Origin of the sequence: Streptomyces filamentosus (assembly GCF_014654895.1) — a bacterium.
GTDB lineage: Bacteria > Actinomycetota > Actinomycetes > Streptomycetales > Streptomycetaceae > Streptomyces > Streptomyces filamentosus.
Map to the genome: position 1 here is coordinate 224,173 of NZ_BNBE01000004.1, position 23,084 is coordinate 247,256.

Genomic DNA, 23,084 nt, shown 5'->3' on the forward strand with positions numbered 1-23,084 from the left:
ACAAGCGAATGTCTAGCATGGTTCCCATGCTGCTCACGCATGGCTCCTACGAGGCCTTCCTCGCCGTCGCCCGGTCCGGGTCCTTCACCTCCGCCGCCCGGTCCCTCGGCTACACCCAGTCCGCCGTCTCCCGCCAGGTGCGGTCCCTGGAGGAGGAGTGGGGGGCGGAGCTGTTCGAGCGGCTGCCGCGCGGGGTGCGGCTCACCGAGGCGGGGCGGGTGCTGCTGCCGCACGCCGAGGCGGTGCGGGACCGGCTCGCCGCCGCCCGCGCCGAACTGACCGCGCTGCGCACCCTGGACGGCGGGACGCTGCGGCTCGGCGCCTTCTCCAGCGCCACCGCCGCCCTCGTGCCGCGCGCCCAGGCGGCGTTCCGGGAGCGGCATCCCGGGGTGGTAGTGACCCGGGTGGAGGGGCCGTCGGTGAAGCACCTGGGGCTGGTCGCGGCCGGGGAGGAGGACCTGGCGGTGGTGAGCCCGGCGGCGGACGCCGCCCCGCCGCCGGGGGTGACGCTCCACCACCTGCTGGACGAGCCGATGCTGGTGGCGCTGGAGCGCGGGCACCCGTACGCGGGGCGGCGGGACGTGCGGCTCGCGGAGCTGGCCGGGGAGGAGTGGATCGTCGGCAACGAGCGCCTGGAGGACACCCTCTTCCGGCCCGCCCTCGCGGCCGGGCTCCGGCCCAGGACCGGGCTGCTCGCGCACGACTGGATCGCGAAGCTGGGCGCGGTCGCGGCGGGCCTCGGCGTCACCCTCGTACCGGCGCTCGCGGCGGCGTCGGTGCGGCCGGACGTCGCGCTCGTCACGATCCACCCGGAGGACGTGCCGTACCGGCGGATCTGCGCGGCCGCGCCGGGCTCCCCGAGCGCGGCGGCGACGGCCTTCCTGTCCCTGCTCCGGGAGACGGCCGAGGAACTGGGGGCCGTGGCGCCGGAGACCGGGGAACCGGAGGCCGGGACGCCGGAGACCGGGGAACCCGGGGCCGGAGACCGGGGAGCCGGGCGCCACGGCACCTGAGACCGGGGAGGCCGAGACCGGGGAGGCGGGGGCCAGGCGGCCGTGACCCTCCGGGGCGGTCCTCTCCCCGGGCAGGAGGTCCTACTCCCAGGTCGCGGTGTCGGGGTCGATGCCGTGGGCACGCGCGTCGGCGTCGACGACGCGGCGGAACCAGGCGGCGAGGCCGGGGCGGACCGCGTCGTAATGGGCGGCGAAGCCCGGCTCGGCCTCGAACCTGCGGCCCAGGCAGACCTGCATCCGCCGGGTGAGGGGGAAGTACGCGGAGCCGAAGACCGCGCGGTGGCGCGCGGCGAGCCGGCCCGCCTCCGGGCTGCCGGGGGCGACGCCCGCGTCCATCGCCTCGCCCAGGGCGCGTTCGAAGCCGGTGACGGCTTCGGTGACGGCCCGCCACTCCTCCGGGCCGCGCCCGGCGGAGCGCTCGGCGTACTGCTGCCACTGCGGCGTGTCGCCGTAGGCCGCGCGGGCCCCTCCGGTGAGTTCCGGGTCCCAGCGCGGGCCGAAGACCTCGGCCTGCTGTTCCGCGGTGAGCAGCGGGCCGCGCTCGTGGGCCTCGATCATCCGGTCCAGGCCGTCGCCGAGCCGCCGGAGGCGGGCGATCCGCTCGGCGACCTGGGCGCGCTGGGCGCGCAGCGCGCCGGACACGTCCGCGGCGCCGTCGTCCAGGACGGCCCGGATCCGGTCCAGGCCGAGACCGAGCTCGCGGTAGACGACGACGCGGTGCAGCCGTTCCAGGTCGGCGGCGGTGTAGAGCCGGTATCCGCCGCTCGTGCGCAGCGACGGCCGGGCCAGGCCGATCTCGTCCCAGTGGTGCAGCGCGCGGACGGTCACGTCCAGACGCGCCGAGACCTGGCCGACGGTCAGTCCGCCGGCCGGGCCGTCGGTGTCCAGGGGGTCAGGCATGCTGCCCATTGTCGGCGCCGTCGCCCCCGCCCGGCGGGCGGATGCCGATGGCCGCGAGGTTGCGGGCCTCCTGGCTCGCCGGGTCGAAGGGCTTCGCCGCGGTGAAGACGATCCGGGCGTTCTCGGGGGTGATCACCTCCACGTCACGGGTGTTCCAGGGGGTGTCCCGGGGGCCGTCCACCGCGTCGGGGCGCAGCGCGCGGCACGCCTCGGCGAGGGATTCGACCTGGCCGAGGACCCCCGAGAAGCTGTAGCTCATCGCCGGCGGCCGGGCGGGGACGCTCTCCGCCACGACGAGCAGCACGTCCTGGAACGCCCATCGGCGCAGGTGGACGAGGACGCCGGGGACGGAGAACAGTGCGAAGAACCCCAGCCCCCGGACCCAGAAGTCCAGGGACCCGTCCAGGTCGGCGGTGGGGATCGTCACGAAGGAGGGCATGCCGTAGATGCCGTGGAACGGCTCCGGCGGGACGGCGTCCGGGCCGGGGGCGGGGACGGGACTCGTCTCGAAGGCGTCGTAGTGGTCGCTCATGCGGACCACTCTTCGGCCTCACGCCGCGTGAGGGTCAAGCCGGAGCCCGCAGGGGTGGTGCGACTCCGCGGCGGGCGGGGCCGTACCGGACGGCGTGGGTGGCGCCGTACCACCCCGACGTCCTGGAGGAGGCGGCCCGCCAGACGCGCTCCTGCCGCCTCGGGTGACGGGCCGTCCGGGGGAGGGCGGGCCTCCACCGGGCCCGTACGACGGTCTCGGGCCCGTACGACGGTCTCGGGCCCGTACGCCACCGGCGCCATCGCGTCCGGCGACGGCACGACGAGACCGGTGACGGCGGCCGGTTCTGCCGGGCACCGTCGTCCGAGAACTCCTCGGCGCCGGGTACGGCACCCTTCGAAGTGGTCAGGACGGTCATGCGGACGCGCTCCTCACGACCGGGCTCCGCTCGGCGTCCGTCCCCGGCCCGTACGCGTCCGCCCTTCCTGACGCGTTCTTGCCGTCGCCCGCCCCGTCCCTGACGGTTCTTCGACCCGGAGACGGCCCGGAGGGGGCGGGGGCCGTCTGTGGTAACTTGCCCGGGCCAGTCGCACCTCTGTACGTATCGACACGGTATGTGCACGGGTCAGGGAATCCGGTGGGAATCCGGAGCTGACGCGCAGCGGTGAGGGTGACGGGCGGAGCATCGGCCACTGGGTCCCGAGAGGGCCTGGGAAGGCGTTCCGTCCGGACGATCCCGAGTCCGAAGACCTGCTGGCGGCCCGGGCGGTGGGCATCGCCGTCCGGGGAGCACCGTACGACAGGCTCCGCGCATGAGCCGTGACGCAGAGGACTCCCTTCCGTGCCCTTCGCACCCCCCTTCCGTTCCGCCGTGCTGCTCGTGGCCGGTGCCGTTCTCGTGGCCGGCTGCGGCTCCGGCGGGGCACCGGCCCCGTCCGGGGCGAAGGCGGAGGGGACGGCCGCCGGCCGTCCCGTGCGCCTCGACAACTGCGGGCAGCGCGTCGAGGTCGGCTCCCCGCCGCGCCGGGCCGTCGCCCTCGACCAGGGTTCGGCCGAGATCCTGCTCTCGCTCGGCCTGGCCGACCGCATGGCCGGCACCGCCACCTGGACCGACCCCGTCCTCGAGGGCCTGGAGAAGGCGAACGCGAAGGTCCCCCGGCTCGCGGACCGCTATCCGTCGTTCGAGAAGGTCCTCGGCGCCGAGCCCGACTTCGTCAGCGCCTCCTTCCTCTACACCCTGGGCAAGGGCGGCGTGGCGCCCCGCGAGCGGTTCGAGGAGCTCGGCGTGCCCACGTACCTCTCCCCCTCCGACTGCGTCGGCAAGGACAACAGCGGCGACGGCGACGGCGTGCGGACCGAGCCGCTGACCATGGACGCCGTGTACGGCGAGGTCCGCGACCTGGCCCGGATCTTCGGCGTGCCGGAGCGCGGGGAGAAGCTCGTCGGCGAACTCCGCGCCCGGGTGGAGAAGGCCAGGACCGGCGCCGACTTCGGCGGCGCGTCCGTCCTGTACTGGTTCTCCGACTCCCGGGGGCCGTACATGGCCGGGTGCTGCGGCGCGCCGGGGATCGTCAGCGACGCGCTCGGCGTGAAGAACGTCTTCGACGACACGAAGGAGGAGTGGCCGCAGATCAACTGGGAGACCGTCGTCGACCGCGATCCCGACGTGCTGGTGATCGCCGACCTGACCCGCAGGGCCCAGTCGGCGGAGAGCGCCGCGAAGAAGATCGAGTTCCTGGAGTCCCATCCCGTCACCCGGAACATGACGGCGGTGCGGAAGAAGCGGTACGTGCTGCTCAGCGGCCAGGCCATGAACCCCACGATCCGCACCGTGGAGGGCGTCGAGAAGGTGGCCGCCGCCCTGCGGGCGTACGGACTCGCGAAGTGACGGAGACCGGGACGGCCGACAGGACGGCCGACGAGACCATCGCCGGGGCGGAGGGGGCGGCCGGGGACGGCGCGGGGCGGAAGCGTCCCGCGCGGCCCGTGCGCCTCTCCGCGCGGGCGCTTCCGCCGGTCGCCGGGGCGGCGGGCGCCGTCTTGCTGTGCGTCTCCGTCGCCCTCGCCCTCACCCTCGGTCCGGCGGACATCCGCGTGGCGGACGCCTGGTCCGTCGTCGTCTCCCGTCTCGGCGGGGCGCCGTCCGGTCTGAGCGCGCTCCGCGAGGGCATCGTCTGGGACCTGCGGCTGCCCCGCACCCTCCTGGCGGCGGTGTGCGGGGCCGGGCTCGCGGTCTGCGGCGCGGTGATGCAGTCGCTGCTGCGCAATCCGCTCGCCGACCCCTTCGTCCTCGGCGTGTCGTCGGGCGCGTCGACCGGGGCGGTCGTGGTCGTCGTCCTCGGCGCGGGCGGCGGCCTGGTGTCGGTCACCGGCGGCGCCTTCCTGGGCGCGGTCTGCTCCTTCGCCCTGGTCCTGCTGCTGAGCCACACCCTGGGCGGTTCGACGGACCGGGTCGTCCTCGCGGGGGTCGCGGCGATGCAGCTCTTCTCCGCGCTGACCTCCTTCGTGGTGATGACGGCCGCCGACGCGGAGACCACGCGGGGCGTCCTCTTCTGGCTGCTCGGTTCGCTGAGCGGCGCGGACTGGACCGACGCGGGGGTGTGCGCGGCGGTGCTGGCCGGCGCGCTGCTGGTGTGCGGCGGACACGCCCGTACGCTGGACGCCTTCGCGTTCGGCGAGGACGCGGCGGCGACGCTCGGCGTGTCCGTGGCGCGGACCCGGCTGGTCCTCCTGACGGTCACCGCCCTGCTGACGGCCGTCCTGGTGTCCTCGGCGGGGGCGATCGGCTTCGTCGGCCTGGTCCTGCCGCACGCGGTCCGCGCCCTCGCCGGCCCCGGGCACGCCCGGCTGCTGCCGCTGGCGGCGCTGGCCGGGGCGGTGTTCCTGGTGTGGGCGGACACCCTCGCCCGCACGGTCCTCGATCCGCAGGAGGTGCCGGTCGGCGTGGTGACCTCGCTCATCGGCGTCCCCGCGTTCGTCCTCGTCCTGTACCGCACCAGGAGCGGCCGATGAGCGGCACGTCCGCGTCCTCCACGGGCGGCGCCGGCACGGGGCTCCGCGCCGACCGCGTGTCCCGTACGGCGGGCGGCGCGCTGGTCCTGGACGGCGTGACCCTCGCGCCCCGGCCCGGCACGCTCACCGGTCTGCTGGGGCCGAACGGGTCGGGGAAGTCGACGCTGCTGCGGCTCCTGGCGGGCGTCCTCGCGCCGGACGCCGGCGTCGTGACCCTGGACGGCGATCCGCTCGGCTCCGTCCCGCGCCGCGCGCTCGCCCGGCGCGTCGCCGTCGTGGAGCAACACGCCGACACGCAGGTCGACCTGACGGTGGCGGACGCCGTACGCCTCGGCCGGATCCCGCACCGCAGGGCGTGGTCGCCCGCGACGGCCGCCGACGAGGAGGCCGTGCGGTCCGCGCTCGCCCGCACCGGGCTCTCCGGCCTCGCCCACCGCACCTGGCGGACCCTCTCCGGCGGTGAGCGCCAGCGCGTCCAGATCGCCCGCGCCCTCGCCCAGGAACCGCGCGAGCTCCTGCTCGACGAGCCGACGAACCACCTCGACATCCAGCACCAGCTCGACCTGCTGGCCCTGGTGTCGGGGCTGCGCCTCACCTGCGTGGTGGCGCTGCACGACCTGAACCTCGCCGCGATGCACTGCGACCACCTGGTGGTGCTGCGGGAGGGCCGCGTGGTGGCGGCGGGCCCGGTACGGGACGTCCTCACCGAGCGGCTCGTCGCGGACGTCTACGGCGTCCGCGCCACCGTCACCCGTCCCGGCCCCGACGGCCGCCCCCACGTCCGTTTCCTCGGCACGGCGCGCGGGGAGGCGGCGCCCGCCGAGTGAGGGCGTGCCGCCCGGGCGAGGGCGTGCCCGCCGAGTCAGGGCGCGTCCGTAGGGCAGGGGCACCGTGTCGCTATCGTCCTGTCACGACCGCCGCCGGAGGGAGAGCTCCCGGGTGGGGGGAAGGCGGTGAAGCGCCCCCTCCCGCCGCTCCCCCGCCGGCACCCCCGTCCACCTCCTGGAGACCGCGTGCCCCGCCCGTACGTCCTGCTGTCCGCGGCCGTGTCGCTCGACGGCCACCTCGACACCCGCCCCGGCGAGGACCGCCTCCTGCTGTCCAACGCGGAGGACTTCGACCGCGTCGACGCCGAACGCGCCGCCTCCGACGCCGTCCTCGTCGGCGCCGGGACGCTCCGCGCCGACGATCCCCGGCTCCTGGTCGGCTCACCGGAGCGCAGGGCGGCGCGGGTCGCGGCCGGAAAGCCGGAGTACCCGCTGAAGGTCACCCTCACCCGCACCGGCGACCTCGACCCCGGCTGGAGGTTCTGGCACCACGGCGGGGGAAAACTCGTCCTGGCCGACGGCGACGCGGCCGCCGCGCGGGCCCGCGCCCGCCTCGGCAGCCTCGCCACCGTGGAGACCCTCCCCGCCGGGCCCCCGTGGCCGGCCGCGCTCGACCTCCTCGGCGCCCACGGCGTCGAGCGGCTCATGGTCGAAGGCGGCGGCACGGTCCACACCCAGCTCCTGGCGGCGGGCCTCGCCGACGAGCTCCAGCTCGTCGTCGCCCCGCTCCTCGTCGGCCAGCCCGACGCCGTGCGCATGCTCGGCCCCGCCGACTACCCCGGTGGACCCGCCGCCCGCCTGCGCCTCCTGGAGGTCCGGCGGATCGGTGACGTGGTACTCCTGAGGTACGCCCCCAAGGACACCGCGACGGAGCCCCGATGAGCACCACCCCTTCCCCTTCCCCCGCGTCCACCGCCCCCGGCACCGGCCGCGAGCCCAACGCCGCGGACCGCGACTGGCTCGCCCTCGCCTGCGAACTGGCGGCCCTCTGCCCGCCCTCGGCGACCGCCTTCAGCGTGGGCGCGGTCGTCGTCGCCGCCGACGGCACCGAACTCGCCCGCGGCTACTCCCGCGAGAACGACCCCCACGACCACGCCGAGGAGGGCGCCCTCGCCAAAGTCCCCGCCGGCGACCCCCGCCTCGCCACCGCCACGATCTACAGCTCCCTGGAGCCCTGCGCCAGACGGGCCTCCCGCCCCCGTCCCTGCGCCCGGCTCATCGAGTCCGCCGGTCTCCGCCGCGTCGTCACCGCCTGGACCGAACCCGACACCTTCGTCCCCGACGCCGACGGCACCGGCCTCCTGGAAGCCGCCGGCATCCCGGTCCTCACCCTCCCCGACTACACGGCCGCCGCCCAGGCCCCCAACCGGCACCTGCTCGGATAGGCAGTCCCGCCCCCGTCCGGCGGTGGGCGCGCGTCAGGTGAGGGTCGGTACGGGGCCGCAGAGTTCGTTGCCCGGTTCGGCCGGGTCGTCGCTGATCCAGAACTGGATCCACAGGTCGGTGAACTCGGGGCGGCCGAGGTAGCCGTCCCCGTCCTGGTCGAGGCGGTCGAAGACGTCGGCGACGTCGACGTGTTCGCCGTGCCAGACGTCGACCAGCCGGCGGTGCTCCTCGGGGGAGATGCGGCCGTCGCCGTTCTCGTCGACGGCGTCGAAGACGGTCTCGGCGGTGGCGGCGACGGCCTCCCGCATCGTGGGCAGCAGGTCCACCATGGCGAGGAGTTCGTCCAGGTCGACCCTGCCGTCGCCGTTGGTGTCCACGTGGGTGGCGAGGTGGTCCCACCAGCCCAGCATCACCGCCTCCACGCGCGCGGCCAGTTCGGAGCCCGGCCGGACGCGGGGCAGGCCCTTCCAGCGCTCCGCGAGGGCCTCGAAGTCGCGCCGGTCGAGGTAGCCGTTGTCGTCGGCGTCGAACGCGCGGAACATGTTGACGAGCTTGACGCGCTGGAACTCACTTGCCACGGTCGGCCTTTCCGTCGGTTACCGGGCGATCCTGCCCGCGCGCGACCGTGCCCCAACGGCGTGCGGGAGTGCGCGGGGAGCGCCCGCCGATGCTCGCGCGCCGCCTCCGTCCGCCCGTCACCGGGCGTGCGCGCCCGCGGAGTCGGGCTCCGACACCGTGAGCGTGTCCACCATGCGGTTCAGCTTGTTCCGGGCGCGTGCCGCGTGGGTCCGCGGCAGCCTGATCTCGGCGACGGCCCGCGCCGCGCTCGTACCGGTGCCGGTGCCGGTGCTCGTGACCGCGTAGGCCAGGGCCAGTACGGGGATGTGGGCGAGGGTCGCCGTGATGCGGGCCAGCGCGCCGGGGGTGTCCCTGAGCGCCACGACCATCGTGCACGTGTCGGCGGGGACGTGGGGGGCGGTGTCGTCCGTCATGGGGGGTCCTGTCGGGGGCGGGGAAACAAAAAGACCCCTCGCGGATGCGAGAGGTCTGCGTGCGGGCGGTGGGGCGGCGGCTGAGAGGGATCGCTCTCAGGTCGGCCTCGGTGCCGGCACGCGGGCGCTGATAATGAGACGCCGCTGCATGCCCGGATCGTCCCACGGTGGGCTTCCCGTGGGAAAGCCGTCTCATCTTTCGGACAGTGGACGGTGGGCGGTGAACGACGGGCGGCGGGCAGTGGGCGGCGGATGCCGGACGTCGGACGTCGGCGGGGCGCGGGCGTCCGGAGGGCGTTGTCAGTGGGGGCCGTTAGCTTCGGAGGTGTTGCGGAAGACCGTTGCTGACAGGGGGCATCGATGACCGAGAACTGTGTGGACACCGCGCTGCGGGTGGTCCTGACGGACGTCAACGCGGGAGTGGTCGAGGCGTGGCGGGCGGCCTTCGCCGACGTGCCGGGGATCGAGATCCGGCGGGGATCGATCCTCGACGAGGACGTGGACGCGTGGGTCACGCCGACGAACGCGGCGGGGCGGATGGACGGCGGGGTCGACGCCGTGATCAAGCGTCACCTGGGCGCGGGGATCCAGCTGCGGGTGCGGCGGGCGATCCGGGACAGGTTCGACGGGAGCATGCCGGTCGGCAGCGCGGTGTGCGTGCCGTCCGGGGCGACCGTCCCGAGGTTCGTCATCTCGACGCCGACGATGGTCACCTCCTCGCAGAACGTGAGCGAGACGCTCAACGTCGCCATGGCCTGCGCGGCCGCGTTCCAGGCGGTGCACCGGCAGAACCGGAAGGCGCCGGGCAGCGTCCGTTCGGTGGCCCTCGTCGGGATGGGCGCCCGTACCGGCGGGGTCCCGGCCCGGGTCTGCGCCAATCTGATGTGGACGGGATACACCCTCTTCCACGACCACTGGTTCCAGGACGACGACGAACTGCGCGCGGTCATCACGGAGCAGCTCGCCGGCATCGAGCAGGCCCCGCCCACGGCGCGGGTGCGGATCACGCCGCCCAAAGGGCATTCCTTTCGCCGCTGACGCGACCCCTCCCGCCCTTTCCCCGGCGGCCGTCCAGGACTCCGGGGCCGCCACTCCCCCGCACCCCCACGGTGCGACGACCGGAGGTTCTCCCGCCATGAGCGACGCCACCACGTCCCCGACACAGCCCGGCCCGACCGATCCGGGCGACCCGCTCGCCCTCGCCGACCTGTTCGCCGGGGGCGGCGAGGCGTGGCTGCCGCTCCTGAAGCCCGTCCTCGAGGGCCGGCCGGATGCCGAGCGGTTCATCGGGCCGGGGCGCCCCCCGGAGGTCGTACCGGTCCGCGAGCTCACCTTCCAGGCGCTCAAGCCGAATCCGCCGCACAGGTGGAAGGTCGTCGTCTTCGGCCAGAACCCCTATCCGCGGCCGGAGAGCGCCACCGGCATCGCCATGTTCGACAACACCTTCAACGACTGGGAGGACAGCCAGTTCGGACGGGTCGTCAGCATCCGCTGCCTGATCAAGGCGGCGGCGATGTGGAAGTATGGCATCGTCAAGAAGACCCCCGTCGGCGACGTCCGGGCGCTCCTGAAGGAGCGCGACGCGGTGCAGCCGCCGGAGTGGTTCCAGGCGATGCTCACCCAGGGGGTGCTGCTGCTGAACGCCTCGCTGACCGCGAGCGCCGACGGCGCCCTGGGCACCGACCGGCACACCGCTTTCTGGCGGCCCGTCGCCGAGCGGATCGTGGAGGAGATCCTGCGCGCCAAGCAGGACGCCGAGGACCCCGAGGACCGGGGGGTCGTCTTCGCCTGGTGGGGCGCCCACGCCCGCAGCCTGAAGAAGACGGTGCAGCGGCTGGAGAAGAACTATCCGGGCGTCGAGGTCCGGCACCTCGACCACGCCAATCCCGCCGCCCAGGGCGACCTGTTCTGCGAGGGAGACCACCTCGCCGCCGTGAACGACGCCCTGATGTCGCTCGGCGCGGAGGCCGTCGACTGGCTGCCGAGCAAGGGGTGGGACCGGGCGGCGGCCGGGCCCTCGGCGGGACCGGGCACCGGTGGTGCGGACGCCGGCGTCGCCGCCCGCATGGGCGCCTTCATCGCCTCGACGATGGAGCTCCACCAGCTCTACCTGGAGCGGCTGACCGGCGTCCGTGACGAGGGGCACGTCCTGCCTCCGCTCACCGGCGTCCTCGACACGCCGCTGATGTCCTTCGAGGAGGCCGTCGGGCCGGTCACCGGCGTGCTGTCCGGGCTCGGCCGGCACATCGACCGCTCCCGCGAGTTCGGCAAGCGGCGCGCCGACGAGCAGGCGGGGGCCGGGCTCTCCGCCGACGCGATCGCCGCGCTCTTCCTCTACACCTGCGAGTCCGGTTTCTACCGGGACATCAACGCCGTCCTGCGGTCCCCGGACCGCGAGCGGGCGGTGCCCTACCTGCCGTACCTGCGGCTGCTGTTCTCCGCGGTGGAGTCGCTGCCGGTCCGGACGGAGCCGCTCTGGCGCGGTGTCGCCCTGGACCTGCGCCGTCAGTACCCGGTCGGGTCGACGGTCACCTGGTGGGGCGTCTCCTCCTGCACCTCGGAGCCGGCCGTCGCCCGGTCGTTCCTCGGCGGCCGGGGGAAGCGGACCCTGTTCGAGGTGACGCCGGCCCGCGCGGTGGGGATCCGCGCGTTCTCCGCGTTCACCGGCGAGGAGGAGTACATCCTCGTGCCGGGCACCCAGCTGGAGGTGACCGAAGTGAAGGCCGAGCGCGGCGGGCTGTGCACGGTGCGGCTGAGGGAGGTCGAGACCCGGCTCGTGTCCTGACCGTGCCGTCCTCCCGCGAGGCCGCCCCCGGCCCCGCGGGAGGACAATTCCCGTTCTTCGCAAGGGTGTTGACTTCCTACTGACGGGTACGGAAGATCGCGTCCATGACAGCCACCTCGGACGCGCTCCCGACGTTCCCGCCCGGTTTCCTCTGGGGCGTCGCCACCTCGGCCCATCAGATCGAAGGGGACGTCGCCGGGCGGGCGCGCTCGGTGTGGGACGTCTTCGGGGCGGAGCCCGGCCGGATCCGGGACGGGTCCACGGCGGACGTGGCCTGCGACCACGTGGCCCGCTACCGGGAGGACGTGGCGCTCGTCCGCGACCTGGGGGCGGACGCGTACCGCTTCTCGGTCTCCTGGCCCCGGGTGCTCGCGCCCGGCGGGCTCGACTTCTACGACCGGCTGGTCGACGAGCTGTGCGCGCAGGGGGTGCGGCCCGTGCCGACGCTCTTCCACTGGGACCTGCCGACGGAGGTCGAGGAGGCGGGCGGCTGGCTGGAGCGGGACACGGCCGCCCGCTTCGCCGCGTACGCGGAGACCGTCGTGGGGCGGCTCGGCGACCGCGTCCGGAAGTGGATCACCCTCAACGAGCCGGCCGAGCACACCCTGCTCGGGCACGCGCTCGGCGAGCACGCGCCCGGCCGGAAGCTGCTCTTCGACGCGCTGCCCGCCGCCCACCACCAGCTGCTCGGGCACGGGCTCGCCGCGCAGGCGCTGCGCGCGGCCGGCGTCACGGACATCGGCATCGCCAACTCGCACGGTCCGACCTGGCCCGCGTCCGGCGAGCGGGCCGACGTGGAGGCCGCGGAACTGTACGACGTCATCCTCAACCGGCTGTTCTCCGACCCGCTGCTGCTGGGCCGCTACCCGGACGGCTTCGGCGAGCTGATGCCCGGCGGCGACGTGGACGGCGACCTGCGGACGATCTCGGAGTCCACGCTCGACTGGTACGGGATCAACTTCTACCAGCCGACGAAGGTGGGCGCGCCCGGCACCGGGGACGTGGAGTTCTCCGGCGTCACCCTCCCCTCCGGGCTGCCCTTCTCCGTGCGGCACATCGAGGGCCATCCGCTGACGGACTTCGGCTGGCCGGTCGTCCCGGGCGCGTTCACCGAGCTCCTCGTCTCCTTCCGCGACCGCTACGGCGACCGGCTGCCGCCGCTGGTGATCACGGAGAACGGCTGCGCGTACGACGGCATCGACGACCAGGAGCGGATCGCGTACCTCGACGGGCACCTGCGGGCGCTGCACCGGGCCGTGGAGGCGGGCGTCGACGTGCGGGGCTACTTCGTCTGGTCGCTGATGGACAACTTCGAGTGGGCGGAGGGCTACACGAAGCGCTTCGGGCTCGTGCACGTCGACCACACCACCCAGGAGCGCACGCCGAAGGCGTCGTACGGCTGGCTGCGGGACGCGCTGAGAGCGCAGCGGGCATGACGGCGGGGGGCGCGGCGGGCACGGCGTCCCCCGGCGCGCTGGAGGAGCCGTCCGAGCGGGTCGGGCGGGGCTGGACGGCCGCGCTGTCGCTGGCCAACGGCGCGATCTGGGTGGGCTGGTACGGGCCGCTCCAGATCCTCCTCGCGCAGCAGTCCGAGCGGTTCGCGCCCGGCGCGGGCCTGTCGAAGGAGGCGCTGCTCGCCTGGGTGACCGGGGCCGGGGCGGTGGTGTCGCTGGTCGCGAACCCGCTGTTCGGGGCGGTGTCGGACCGGACCGTGTCGCGGTACGGGCGGCGCACGCCGTGGATCGTGGCGGGGGCGGCGGGCGGGGCGCTGTCCCTGCTGCTGCTCGGGGCGGCGGGCACGGTGTGGGTGCTGTTCCTGGGGTGGTGCCTGGTGCAGCTGACGCTGAACGCGGCCTTCGCCGCGGTCACCGCGGCCGTGCCGGACCGGGTGCCGCGGTGGCAGCGGGGCGCCGTGGGCGGCTGGCTGGGCGCGGCGCAGATCCTCGGGGTGGTCGGCGGGACGGGGCTCGCGACGGCGGCGGGCGGGGTCGGCGCGGGATACGCGGCCTGCGCCGTGTTCACGCTGGTGGGCGTCGCGCCGTACGTCCTGCGCCACCCGGACCTGCGTCTCGCCGAGGCGGACCGGCCCGCGTGGTCCTGGCGGGGGTTCGCGGCGGGGTTCCGGCTGAGTCCGCGCGCCCATCCCGATCTCGCGTGGGCCTGGCTGACCCGGTTCCTGATCAACCTGGGCAACGCGCTGGTGCTGCTCTACCTCTTCTACTACCTGCGCGACCGGCTGCACCACCCTGATCCGGAGTCCGGGGTGCTGGTCCTGACGGCGGTGAACGGCGTGACGCTGCTCGCCACCGTGGTGGCGGGCGGCGCGTGGTCGGACCGGACCGGCCGGCGCAAGCCGTTCGTGCTGTGGTCCGGGGTGCTCATGGCGGCGGCCACGGGGCTGCTGGCCGGCTGGCCGACCTGGACCGGGGCGCTCGTCGCCGCGGCCCTGCTCGGGATCGGCTTCGGCGTCTTCACCTCCGTCGACTTCGCCCTGATGACGGACGTCCTGCCGGCGGCCCTCGACCGCGGCAAGGACCTCGGCGTCGTCAACATCGCGAACTCCCTCCCCCAGGTGGCGGCCCCCGCCCTGGCCGCCCCGCTGGTGAACCACCTGGGCGGCTACCGGACGCTCTTCCTGGTGGCGGCCGGGATCGGCCTGCTCGGGGCGGTGCTGGTGCGCAGGATCAGGGCGGTGGACTGAGCCCCCTCCGGGCTCGGCGAGGAGATCCGCGAGGAAATTCAAACTGGTGGACAGCCCCTCGCCGGTGTGGGTGATGACAGCGCATACGGCACGACGAGACTATTAACCGACCGGGGGAATGCGTCCTCGCCTCCGTGGCGAAGCGTTCTCCCCCGCCGTCGGGCGATGCCGTCCCTCCTCTGCTCGTGCGCCCTTCCCCGCCCTCACCCGCGCGCCTCGGAGGAGTTGCCGTGACCGACTGCGCCGTCCTGTTCCCCGGGCAGGGCGCCTACCTCCCCGGAGCCCTCGCGCCGCTGGCCGAGGACGAACCGCTCGTCCGCGAGACGCTCGGGACGCTGGACGCGGCGGCGGTCCGCCTCGGACGGACCGCCCCCTCGCGCCTCCTGCTCGACGAGCGGGCCCCGTCGCTGGCCGACCTCGTGGCCACGGCCCCGGCAGACCTGCACACCGCGCTGTTCGCCGCCGAGATCACCCTCTTCCGGATCCTGACCGAGCGCCACGGGCTGCGGCCCGGCGTCCTGCTCGGGCACAGCTTCGGCGAACTGGTCGCCCTCACCGCCGCCGGCGCGTACGGCCCCGAGGAGGGCCTGGCCCTGGTCGCCGCCCGCGACGACGCCTTCGCCGCCCGTCCCCCGGAGCCCGGCGGAATGGTGGCGCTGGGCATCTCGGCGCCCCGGACGGCGGGGCTGCTGAACGGCCTGGGCGAGTGGGAGGTGACCCTCGCCGCGGACAACAGCCCCCGCCAGTGCGTGGTGTCCGGCCCCGCGGAGCCGCTGGAGCGGGTCCGGGCCGCGGCCGAGACCCTCGGCCTCGGCGCCACCCGCCTCCGGGTCCCCTACGCCTTCCACCACCGGAGCCTGGCGGCGGTCGCCGACGACTTCGCCCACCGCGCCGCCGCGCTGCGCACCGGCCCGGTCCGGCACGTCCTGCACTCGGCGATCCTCGGCCGCCGCCTGGAGGACGCGGACGCGGTGGCCGACCTGGTCGCCGCCCACCTGGTGCGGCCCACCCGCTTCACGGACACGGTGCGCGAACTGCACGCGGACGGGGTGGACGTGTTCGTGGAGTGCGGTCCGCGCGGAGTCCTGAGCGACCTCGTGGCGGCGACGGTACCCGGCGTACGCGTCGTCGCACCGCTGCGCCGCAGGGCCGGGGGCCGGGAGGTGGCGGCCGCCCTGGACGGCGTGGCGGGCGGCGCCGCCCGTACCGCCGGCCCGTTCGGCGCTTCCGGTGGTACCGGTACCACCGGCGCCGCCGGTCCCGGTGACCCCGAACCGGACGGCTCCGCACCGGCCGCGCCCTCCGCCGGGCCGGGCGGGCTCGACCCGGAGGAGGTCGTGGCCACCCTGCGGACCCTGTACGCGGACGCCCTGGGCTATCCCCCCGAGGTGCTGACCCGGGACGCGGACCTGGAGGCCGACCTGGGGGTGGACTCCATCAAGCAGACGGAACTGTTCGCCCGGGCCGTCACCCGCTACGGGCGGGCCCTGCCCGCCGAAGGGTCCCGGCTGACGAGCTACACGACCCTCGACGCGCTGGCCGGGCTGCTGGGCACCCTGCCCGCCGCCGGGACCGCCGGGACCGCGGGGGTGACGGCGTGAGCGGCGGCCCGTCTCCCGTGCCCCCGGCGGCGCCCGACCTCCGGGGGAAGGTCGCGGTCGTGACCGGCGGCGGCAAGGGCGTGGGCGCGGCCATCAGCCGGGAACTCGCCCGGCGCGGCGCCCACGTCGTCGTCAACCACTTCCACTCGCCCGGAGCCGCCGAGGAGACCGTCGCCGCGATCCGCCGCGCGGGGGGAAGCGCCCAGGCCCTGCGGGCCAGCGTCGCCAAGCGCGAGCAGGTCGAGGCGCTGTTCGCGGCGGTCGCCGCCGAGCACGGCGGGGTGGACGTCCTCGTCAACAACGCGGCGCGCGGCGTCTTCGCCCGCTACGACGACCTCACCGACACCGAATGGCAGCGGGCCCTGGACACCAACCTCCACGGCGCCCGCTGGTGCGCCCTCGCGGCGGCGCCGCTCATGGCCGCCCGAGGGGGCGGGGCGATGGTCAACGTCTCGTCCATCGGCTCGGCCCTGGCCATGGACAACTACCTGCTGGTGGGCGTGTGCAAGGCCGCGCTGGAGGCGATGACCCGCTACCTGGCGGCCGACCTCGGCCCCTTGGGCATCCGCGTGAACACCGCCTCCGCCGGGCTCCTGGACAATCCCACCGCCGGTCTGTTCCCCGGCGCGGCCGGACTCCGGGACACCTGCCGGGCGGCCGCTCCCCTGGGGCGGCTGGGCACCGAGGAGGACCTGGCCCGGGTGGTGGCCTTCCTCGCCTCTCCGCAGGCGCACTGGATCTCCGGACAGTGCCTGCTGGCGGACGGCGGGCTGTCCGTGGGCCGGGCGATGCTCACCCCGGGGCCGGGACCCGCGGCCGAGAGGACGGGGAGAAGTGAGGGAAACGGGAGGCCCGGAAGGTCCGAGGGCCCCCGACGGGGCGCGGAGGCCCCCGCCCATGCGTCCCCCGTCCCTCCGTCCGCCGGGGACCGGACCGTCGCCGTGGTCGGGATGGGCCTGGTGGCGCCCGGTGCGGACGGTCCGGACGCGCTGTGGCGGCGGCTGGTGGAGGGGGTGCCGCAGTTCGGCGAGGCTCCGGAGCGGTTCGCGCCCGAGCACTTCTGGTCCCCCGACGCCTCTCCCGAGCGCACCTACAGCCGCGTCGCCGGGTACGTCCGGCCGGCCCCGGCCGGAGACGGAGACGGAACCAGGGGCGAGGACGAGGACGAGGACTTCCTGACGGCCTGGACGCACACCGCCCTCGTCCAGTGCGGGGTCCGGGGGCTGACCGCCGCCGCCGGGACCCGTACGGCCTGCTTCGCCGGGGCCTGGAGCGAGGGTTCCCAGCACGTCGAGGAGAGCCTGCTCGTCGAGGCCGCCGTCGAGGGGATCGCCGCCCACTGGCCGGGGACCGCCGACGAGGAGCGGCCCGGAGAGCTGCGCGAGCGGCTGCGGGCCCTGCTGCGCGGCCGTTACCCCCGTGCCGGGCGGCCGGCGCGGCACCTGCCGCAGGCCGCCGTCCAGCGGGCGGTCGCGCGGCTGCTGCCCGCGGGCACACCGGTGCGGGTCGTCGACACCGCCTGCTCGTCCTCGCTGTACGCCCTCGACCTGGGGGCGCGGGCCCTGCTCGACGGGGAGTGCGACGTGGCCCTGTGCGGCGGGGTGTTCTCCCTGGGGCCCCGCTACAGCGTGCTCTTCTCCCAGCTCAAGGGGCTCAGCAGGGCCGGCGCGGTGCGGGCGTTCGACCGCGGCGCGGACGGGGTGCTGTTCTCGGACGGGGCGGGGTTCGTCGCCCTCAAACGGCTGGACCGGGCCCGGGCGGACGGCGACCGGGTCCTCGGGGTCCTGGCCGGTTTCGGGGCGGCTTCCGACGGTCGCGGGCGCGCCGTGCACGCGCCCCACCACACCGGCCAGGAGCGGGCGTTGGCCCGGGCCCGTACCGCTTCCGGGATCGGCGCCGACGCCGTCGACTGGGTGGTGGCGCACGCCACCGGGACCCCGGTGGGGGACGGGGTGGAGCGCGACGTCCTGGCCCGGGAGCTGCCGCACGCCTGGTGCACGTCCAACAAGTCGGTGATCGGGCACACCGGCTGGACCGCGGGCGTGGCCTCCGTCGTCCACGCCCTGCAGGCCCTCGCCCACGGCGTGATCCCGCCGCAGATCCCCTACGCAGCCCCGGACGGCGCGCCCTCGCTGCGGGTGCCGACCGGTCCCGTGCCCTGGCCCCGGACCGCCGGCCGTCCCCGGACGGTCGGGGTGTCCTCGTTCGGCTTCGGCGGCACCGGCGCCCACCTGCTGATCCAGGACGCGCCCCGCCCCGGGGAGGCCGCTCCCGCCTCCCTGCCGGAGCCCGTCGCCGACGATCCCGTGGTGGCGGTGGCCTGGTCGGCCCACCTGCCGGGCGCGCCCGGCACGGCGGAGGTGGCCCGGCGCCTGGCCGCGGGCCTGCCGCCCGCCGAACGGCGCTCGTTCGGGCCGCGCTACCCCGCGCCGTCCTTCGGCGAGGTCCGCATGCCCTCCCGTACGGTGGAGGCCGTCGACCGCGCCCAACTGATGGCCCTCCAGGCCGCGGCCGGGCTCACCGGCCCGGACGGCTCCCCCTGGTGGACGGGGCTGGAGGAGCGCTGCGGGGTCTTCGCCGCCCACGCGGGCATCCCCTCCCGCTCCCCCGACGTCACCCTCCGCTGTTACGCCGCCTCGCTGACGGAGGCCGTGCGCGACCCCGCCCCTTCCGCCGGCCTCGACCCCCGGGCGCTCGCCCGGGCCACCGCCGGCCTCCTGGCGGCGGTGCGCGAACGGACCGAGCCGGGCGAGGACACCCTGGCCGGACTGATGCCCAACGTGATCCCGGCCCGGATCGCCGCCCGGTACGACCTGCACGGGCCCACCATGACCCTGGACACGGGCGTCACCTCCGGCCGCACCGCGCTGCGCACGGCGGCGGCCCATCTGCGGCGCGGCGAGCTGGACCTGGCGCTGGTGATCGGCGTCAACGGCGCGGGCGACCCCTTCTTCGGCCGCCTGTACGCACCGGAAGGGACGTCCGCCGAGCCGGAGGAACTCGCCGAGGGCGCCTTCTCCCTGCTCCTCGCCCGGTCGTCCGTGGCGGCGGCCCGCGACTGGCCGGTGCTGGGCGAACTCTCGCCCCTGATCGAGGAGTTGCCCGAGGAGCCCAGGATCCGGTCGGGCCGAAGCTACCGGGGCGCCGACGACCTGGTCGACGTCCTCGGACGCCTCGCCACCGCCGGCCCGGACGAAAACCCCACCACCACGGCCGAAAGCCCGGCCGTCACGACCCAAAACCTCGACGGCCCGACCGAAATCCCCCCTCTCGCGGCCGAAATTCCCGCCGTCCCCGCGATGCTGACCTGGCGTCACGTCCTGCGTCCGGAGCGGCTCGGTGACGCCACGGTCGGGGAACGGCCGCTGCCCGACCGCACGCTGGTCGTCGCCAGTGCCCGGTACGCGGCCGGGCTGCGGCCGCTCGTACGGGGCGGCGCGCACAGCCGGCTCCTTCCCCTGGACGGCACGGAGGACCCGCAGGAGGCGGTCGACGCGTTCCTGGCCGGGCATCCGGAGGGGTTCGCGCACCTGCGGGTCGTCGCCGACCTGCACGCCCCGCAGGACTGGCCCGCGCCGCCGTCCGCCGGGGTGCGGGCGGTGCAGGAGGCCGCTTTCTGGGCCGTACGGCGACTGCGGGACTCCCTCGTGGCGGGCGGGACCTGCGGCGTGGCGGTGACCGCGCCGTTCGCGGGGGACCGGCCGGCGCCGCACGCCCGCCTGTTCACCGGCTTCGTCAAGTCCCTCGCCTGGGAGCTGACCGGCTGCACGGTGCGCGCCGTGGTCGGCGACACCGCCTCGGGCCGTGCCGCGCTGGCCGCGCTGGAGGACGAGCTGGCCCGACCCGCCGAGGGCCTGCCCGTCGTCCACCACCGGGGCGGCGCGCGGTTCGCCGAACGGCTCGTCGAGGACGAGGGGCCCCCGCCGGACGACGGCTTCCCGCTCGCGCCGGGGGACGTGGTCGTGGCCACCGGAGGGGCGCGCGGGATCACCGCCGCGTGTCTCCTGGCGCTGGCCCGCCGCCTCCCCCTCCGTATCCATCTGGTGGGCTCCGGCCGCCCCGGCGACGTCCCCGGTGCCCTGCTCGACACTCCCGACGAGGCCCTGCCCGCCGCCCGCGCCCGGCACATCGCGCAGGAGCGGCAACGCAGGCCCGGACGGCCGGTGCGCGAGATCAACGCGGACTTCGACCGGCTGCTGCACGCCCGCGAGTCCGCCCTGACCCTGCGCGCGCTGCGCAGCCTGTGCGGCGACGAGCACGTCCGCTTCCACACCTGCGACCTCACCGACCCGAAGGCCGTGCACGCCCTGGCCGAGGCCGTGCGCGCCCGCGAGGGCCGCGTCGACCTGCTCGTCAACGGCGCGGGACTGCACCACCCCGGCGACATCACCCGCAAGACGCTGCCCGGCATGCGGCGCGTCCGCGACGTCAAGCTGTACGGCCACCACCACCTGCGGGCCGCCTTCGCCGGGGCGCTCGCCCCGCGCCTGTGGTGCAACTTCGGCTCCGTCACCGGGGTCGCCGGCCTGCCCGGCGAGAGCGACTACTCGCCCGCGAACGACTTCCTGTCGGGCGCCGCCCAGGCCGGTCCGCCGGGCGAGTACACGATCGCCTGGACCATCTGGGACGAGACCGGTCTCGGTTCCGGGGCGGTCGTCCAGTCCTACACGGCCCGCACCGCCCGGCTCTCCCGCATGTCCACCGCGGAGGGCGTCGCCCACTTCCTGGCGGAGCTGCGCCGCCGCCCCCGCTGCGAGGACCGGCTCGTCACCTTCGTCGGCGAGGCCGAGCACCGCTCCTTCGACCTCCGCTTCGCGGGCCTGCGCGCCCCGGCCGGCGCCCCCGCGGGCTCCGGGACCGGCGGCTCCGGCCTCCCGGGGCTGCTGTCCCGCCCGGCCGGGCGGGGGCGCGACCGGGCCTCCTGGGAGCTCGTCCTCGACACCGGCACCCACCCCTTCCTCCTGGACCACCTGGTCGACGGGAGGCCCACCGTGCCCGGTGTCGTGCTCGCCGACGTCGCCGTCCAGGCCGCCCGCACACTGGTCCCCGGCCTTCCGGTGCGCAGCGTCGACGACCTGTCCTTCAGCGCCTGGGTGCGGGCCCGCGGCGACGGCCGGCCCGCCGCGTTCCGCGTGGAGGCCCGCCGCGTCGAGTCCGGCCGGGCCGGCTCCGCCTCCTCCGCCGCCGTCGCCGTCACGATCCGCTCCGACGTCACCGCCCCCGGCGGCCGGGTCCTCGCCCGCGACCGCGCGCACTTCCGCGCGACCGTGCGCCTCGGAGCCGTACCCCTCCTTCCTCCTCCCCCGTCGCCGCCCGCGCCGCCGGGGCGGCCGGTGGACGATCCCTACTACGATCCCGCTTCGCCGGTCCGGCTCACCGGGGCCTTCCGCGCCACCGACGCGTGGCACGCGACGGACCTGGGCACCGCCGCCCGCTGGCGCCCCGGCGTCCGGAAGCTCGCCGGGCTGCCCCGTCTCGGCACCCCCTGCACGCTGCTCGACGGCCTCGCCCGCACGCCCGCCCTCCAGCCCGCCCCGGACGGCCGACGGCCCGTCCTCGTCCCCCGCTTCATCGAACGGATCGCCCTCCACGAGCCCGGCGACGACCTCGACCTCCTCGCCCGCCATCCCGGCGGGCTCCTCCTCCGGCACGTGCCCGCCACCGCGACCAGCACCGCGACGACCGGGGACGGCCGGGTCGTCGCCCGGATCACCGGCCTGCGCGGGACCGTCCTCGTCCGGCTGCCCGCGTCCGCCGCCGCCCGTGACGACGCGGCCGCCGACTGACCCCGGGCACCGGCGCGTGCCTTCCGCGATCGGGCCGGTGGACGTGTGGTGGCGAGTGGGTCCGGCGGCCGCGGGGCGGGGAAGCGGGCGGGCGCTGCTGCGGCACGCCGTCGCGGTGCGCTGCGGCCGGGAACCCGATGGGCTGCGGCTCGCCCCGGACGAGCGGGGGCGGCCCGTCCTCCTTCCGGGGCAGGGGCTGCCCGCGCTGCTGCTCACCGCGGCCCATTGCGGTCCCCTCACCGTCGCCGCCCTGGCCCCGGCCTCCGCGGTTCCCCCCGGCCCCGGCGGGGCCGCCCTCGGGATCGACGCCGAGCACCTGGCCTCTACGCCGTCCCCCGCCCTCCTGCGCCACGCCCTCCGGGCGGCCGAGCGCGCCGAGTTGGGCCGGCACTCCACGCGGACCGGCGACTTCCTGACGCTGTGGACGGCGAAGGAGGCCGTCGCCAAGGCCGTGGGGTGGCCGCTGCTCCGCGCCCTGGTCGACGTGGAGATCGCCCTCCGGCCCCGGCCGGCCGTGGTCCGGCTCGGTGCGGACGCCGCCCCGCGCGGCTGGTACGTCGTACCGCTGCGCCTGCCCGGCCTCCCGCACACCGTCACCCTCGTGCTCCGCGCGCCCCGCCCTCCGCACCTCACCCCGGAACGGGAGACCCCATGGACCTCACCGGCAAGACCGCGCTCGTCACCGGCGGCACCCGCGGCATCGGCCTGGCCATCGCCGACACCCTCCTCCGGCACGGCGCCCGGGTCGTCGTCACCGGCCGCGACCGGGAGCACGGCGACCGGGCCCTCGCCCGTCTCGACGCCGGCGACGACGTCACCCTCTGCCTCGCGGACGCCACCCTCCGGGCCGACGCCGAACGGGCCGTCGACACCGTCGTGGAGCGCTACGGCCACCTCGACGTCGTCGTCAACAACGTCGGCGGGGCGACCGACTTCGCGACCGTCGCCGACATCACCGACGACGTCTGGCACCGCACCCTCGCCCTCAACCTCGATACCGCGCTCTACACCACCCGCCACGCCCTGAGCCTGCTCGTCCCCCAGCGCTCGGGGCGCGTCGTCAACATCTCCTCCATGGAGGGGCGGGACCCCGACCCCGGTCTGTGCGCCTACGCCGCCGCCAAGCACGCCCTCATCGGCCTCACCCGGGTCCTGGCCAAGGAGGTGGGACCGTACGGCATCACCGCCAACTGCGTCTGCCCCGGCGCCGTCGAGACGGACTGGGTCGTCGAGCAGGGTCCCCGGGCGGCGCGCGTCCTGGGCACCGACTACCCCGGCCTGATCCGCCACTTCGTCGGCCGCACCGCCACCGGGCGCCTCACCCGCCCCGACGAGGTCGCCGCCGCGGTCCTCCTCCTCGCCTCCCACGCGGGTTCCGGCATCACCGGCGCCTGCCTCGCCGTCGACGGGGGCACGACCGTGTGACCGCCCCCCGGCCGGACCCGCCGGACGGATCTGCGCGAAGGGGCAGCGGTTCCTGCCCCCGGCGGCCGGGGCCCGTCCTGGACGGGGGCACGGGGCGGTGGGGAGGCTGGGGAGGGGCCGCTGCCGCGGCCCGTGGAGGGGACGGCCTCCGGGAACCGTTCGAAAG

General features: G+C 75.9%; 15 protein-coding genes, 2 pseudogenes and 1 riboswitch. Of the genes and pseudogenes, 13 read left to right on the forward strand and 4 right to left on the reverse strand.

What is annotated here, in order from left to right; all coding sequences use genetic code 11:
* Positions 1-17 precede the first annotated feature (17 nt).
* Entirely contained in the window at positions 18-1,013 is a 996-nt protein-coding gene (locus IE326_RS34820) for a LysR family transcriptional regulator (protein WP_190044428.1), read from the forward strand.
* An 81-nt stretch (positions 1,014-1,094) separates the two neighbouring features.
* On the opposite strand, the gene IE326_RS34825 is transcribed toward IE326_RS34820, so the two are convergent.
* Both IE326_RS34825 and IE326_RS34830 read right to left on the reverse strand, forming a co-directional pair.
* The gene (locus IE326_RS34825; RefSeq protein ID WP_190044429.1) at positions 1,095-1,913 is read right to left on the reverse strand and encodes a MerR family transcriptional regulator; all 819 of its coding nucleotides are present in this window, start codon (positions 1,911-1,913) and stop codon (positions 1,095-1,097) included.
* Positions 1,906-2,445: a VOC family protein gene (locus IE326_RS34830; protein ID WP_190044430.1), complete on the reverse strand. Its 540-nt coding sequence runs from the start codon at positions 2,443-2,445 to the stop codon at positions 1,906-1,908. The genes IE326_RS34825 and IE326_RS34830 overlap by 8 nt, the downstream gene beginning before the upstream one ends.
* Positions 2,446-2,985: 540 nt before the next feature.
* Positions 2,986-3,161, forward strand: a riboswitch (cobalamin riboswitch).
* Between the two features lie 83 nt (positions 3,162-3,244).
* On the opposite strand from IE326_RS34830, the gene IE326_RS34835 reads away from it, so the two are divergent.
* The 4 genes and pseudogenes from IE326_RS34835 (at position 3,245) to IE326_RS34850 (ending at position 7,627) form a co-directional block, all read left to right on the forward strand.
* Complete coding sequence (locus IE326_RS34835; RefSeq protein WP_150233536.1) at positions 3,245-4,291, forward strand: ABC transporter substrate-binding protein; 1,047 nt, start codon at positions 3,245-3,247, stop codon at positions 4,289-4,291.
* Positions 4,292-4,389: 98 nt separating this feature from the next.
* A complete protein-coding gene (locus tag IE326_RS34840) occupies positions 4,390-5,415 on the forward strand; it encodes a FecCD family ABC transporter permease (protein ID WP_190045006.1) in 1,026 nt (341 codons plus the stop codon).
* Positions 5,412-6,242: an ABC transporter ATP-binding protein gene (locus tag IE326_RS34845; protein WP_190044431.1), complete on the forward strand. Its 831-nt coding sequence runs from the start codon at positions 5,412-5,414 to the stop codon at positions 6,240-6,242. Before IE326_RS34840 ends, IE326_RS34845 begins: the two co-directional genes overlap by 4 nt.
* Positions 6,243-6,428: 186 nt before the next feature.
* Positions 6,429-7,627, forward strand: a pseudogene (locus IE326_RS34850) (dihydrofolate reductase family protein).
* Between the two features lie 33 nt (positions 7,628-7,660).
* Here IE326_RS34850 and IE326_RS41660 read toward each other — a convergent pair.
* Positions 7,661-8,206: an EF-hand domain-containing protein gene (locus IE326_RS41660; RefSeq protein ID WP_190044432.1), complete on the reverse strand. Its 546-nt coding sequence runs from the start codon at positions 8,204-8,206 to the stop codon at positions 7,661-7,663.
* A 117-nt stretch (positions 8,207-8,323) separates the two neighbouring features.
* Complete coding sequence (locus tag IE326_RS34860; protein WP_190044433.1) at positions 8,324-8,620, reverse strand: hypothetical protein; 297 nt, start codon at positions 8,618-8,620, stop codon at positions 8,324-8,326.
* 360 nt (positions 8,621-8,980) lie between these two features.
* Here IE326_RS34860 and IE326_RS34865 point away from each other — a divergent pair, with 360 nt between their 5' ends.
* The 8 genes and pseudogenes from IE326_RS34865 to IE326_RS34895 all read left to right on the forward strand — a co-directional run bounded on the left by IE326_RS34865 (position 8,981) and on the right by IE326_RS34895 (position 22,918).
* Positions 8,981-9,658, forward strand: a complete 678-nt coding sequence (locus tag IE326_RS34865; RefSeq protein ID WP_190044434.1) for a macro domain-containing protein — start codon at positions 8,981-8,983, stop codon at positions 9,656-9,658.
* 97 nt (positions 9,659-9,755) lie between these two features.
* Entirely contained in the window at positions 9,756-11,405 is a 1,650-nt protein-coding gene (locus tag IE326_RS34870) for an ADP-ribosyltransferase domain-containing protein (protein WP_190044435.1), read from the forward strand.
* A gap of 104 nt (positions 11,406-11,509) precedes the next feature.
* Positions 11,510-12,841, forward strand: coding sequence for a GH1 family beta-glucosidase (locus IE326_RS34875; protein ID WP_190044436.1), 1,332 nt, complete (start codon positions 11,510-11,512; stop codon positions 12,839-12,841).
* Positions 12,838-14,106 carry an MFS transporter gene (locus tag IE326_RS34880; protein ID WP_190044437.1) on the forward strand — a complete coding sequence of 423 codons (1,269 nt, stop codon included), beginning with the start codon at positions 12,838-12,840 and terminating at the stop codon, positions 14,104-14,106. Before IE326_RS34875 ends, IE326_RS34880 begins: the two co-directional genes overlap by 4 nt.
* 230 nt (positions 14,107-14,336) lie before the next feature.
* Positions 14,337-15,707 carry an acyltransferase domain-containing protein gene (locus IE326_RS41665; RefSeq protein WP_190044438.1) on the forward strand — a complete coding sequence of 457 codons (1,371 nt, stop codon included), beginning with the start codon at positions 14,337-14,339 and terminating at the stop codon, positions 15,705-15,707.
* Positions 15,704-21,493 carry an SDR family oxidoreductase gene (locus IE326_RS34890; protein ID WP_190044439.1) on the forward strand — a complete coding sequence of 1,930 codons (5,790 nt, stop codon included), beginning with the start codon at positions 15,704-15,706 and terminating at the stop codon, positions 21,491-21,493. The genes IE326_RS41665 and IE326_RS34890 overlap by 4 nt, the downstream gene beginning before the upstream one ends.
* A gap of 115 nt (positions 21,494-21,608) precedes the next feature.
* Positions 21,609-22,028, forward strand: a pseudogene (locus IE326_RS41950) (4'-phosphopantetheinyl transferase family protein); the annotation flags it as partial.
* Positions 22,029-22,144: 116 nt separating this feature from the next.
* Entirely contained in the window at positions 22,145-22,918 is a 774-nt protein-coding gene (locus tag IE326_RS34895; protein WP_150233554.1) for an SDR family NAD(P)-dependent oxidoreductase, read from the forward strand.
* Positions 22,919-23,084: the final 166 nt, after the last annotated feature.

Coding starts and splice junctions, on each gene's coding strand:
- IE326_RS34820 (WP_190044428.1), top strand. CDS start 18: ATGGTTCCCATGCTGCTCACGCATGGCTCCTACGAGGCCTTCCTCGCC.
- IE326_RS34825 (WP_190044429.1), bottom strand. CDS start 1,913: ATGCCTGACCCCCTGGACACCGACGGCCCGGCCGGCGGACTGACCGTC.
- IE326_RS34830 (WP_190044430.1), bottom strand. CDS start 2,445: ATGAGCGACCACTACGACGCCTTCGAGACGAGTCCCGTCCCCGCCCCC.
- IE326_RS34845 (WP_190044431.1), top strand. CDS start 5,412: ATGAGCGGCACGTCCGCGTCCTCCACGGGCGGCGCCGGCACGGGGCTC.
- IE326_RS34860 (WP_190044433.1), bottom strand. CDS start 8,620: ATGACGGACGACACCGCCCCCCACGTCCCCGCCGACACGTGCACGATG.
- IE326_RS34865 (WP_190044434.1), top strand. CDS start 8,981: ATGACCGAGAACTGTGTGGACACCGCGCTGCGGGTGGTCCTGACGGAC.
- IE326_RS34870 (WP_190044435.1), top strand. CDS start 9,756: ATGAGCGACGCCACCACGTCCCCGACACAGCCCGGCCCGACCGATCCG.
- IE326_RS34875 (WP_190044436.1), top strand. CDS start 11,510: ATGACAGCCACCTCGGACGCGCTCCCGACGTTCCCGCCCGGTTTCCTC.
- IE326_RS34880 (WP_190044437.1), top strand. CDS start 12,838: ATGACGGCGGGGGGCGCGGCGGGCACGGCGTCCCCCGGCGCGCTGGAG.
- IE326_RS34895 (WP_150233554.1), top strand. CDS start 22,145: ATGGACCTCACCGGCAAGACCGCGCTCGTCACCGGCGGCACCCGCGGC.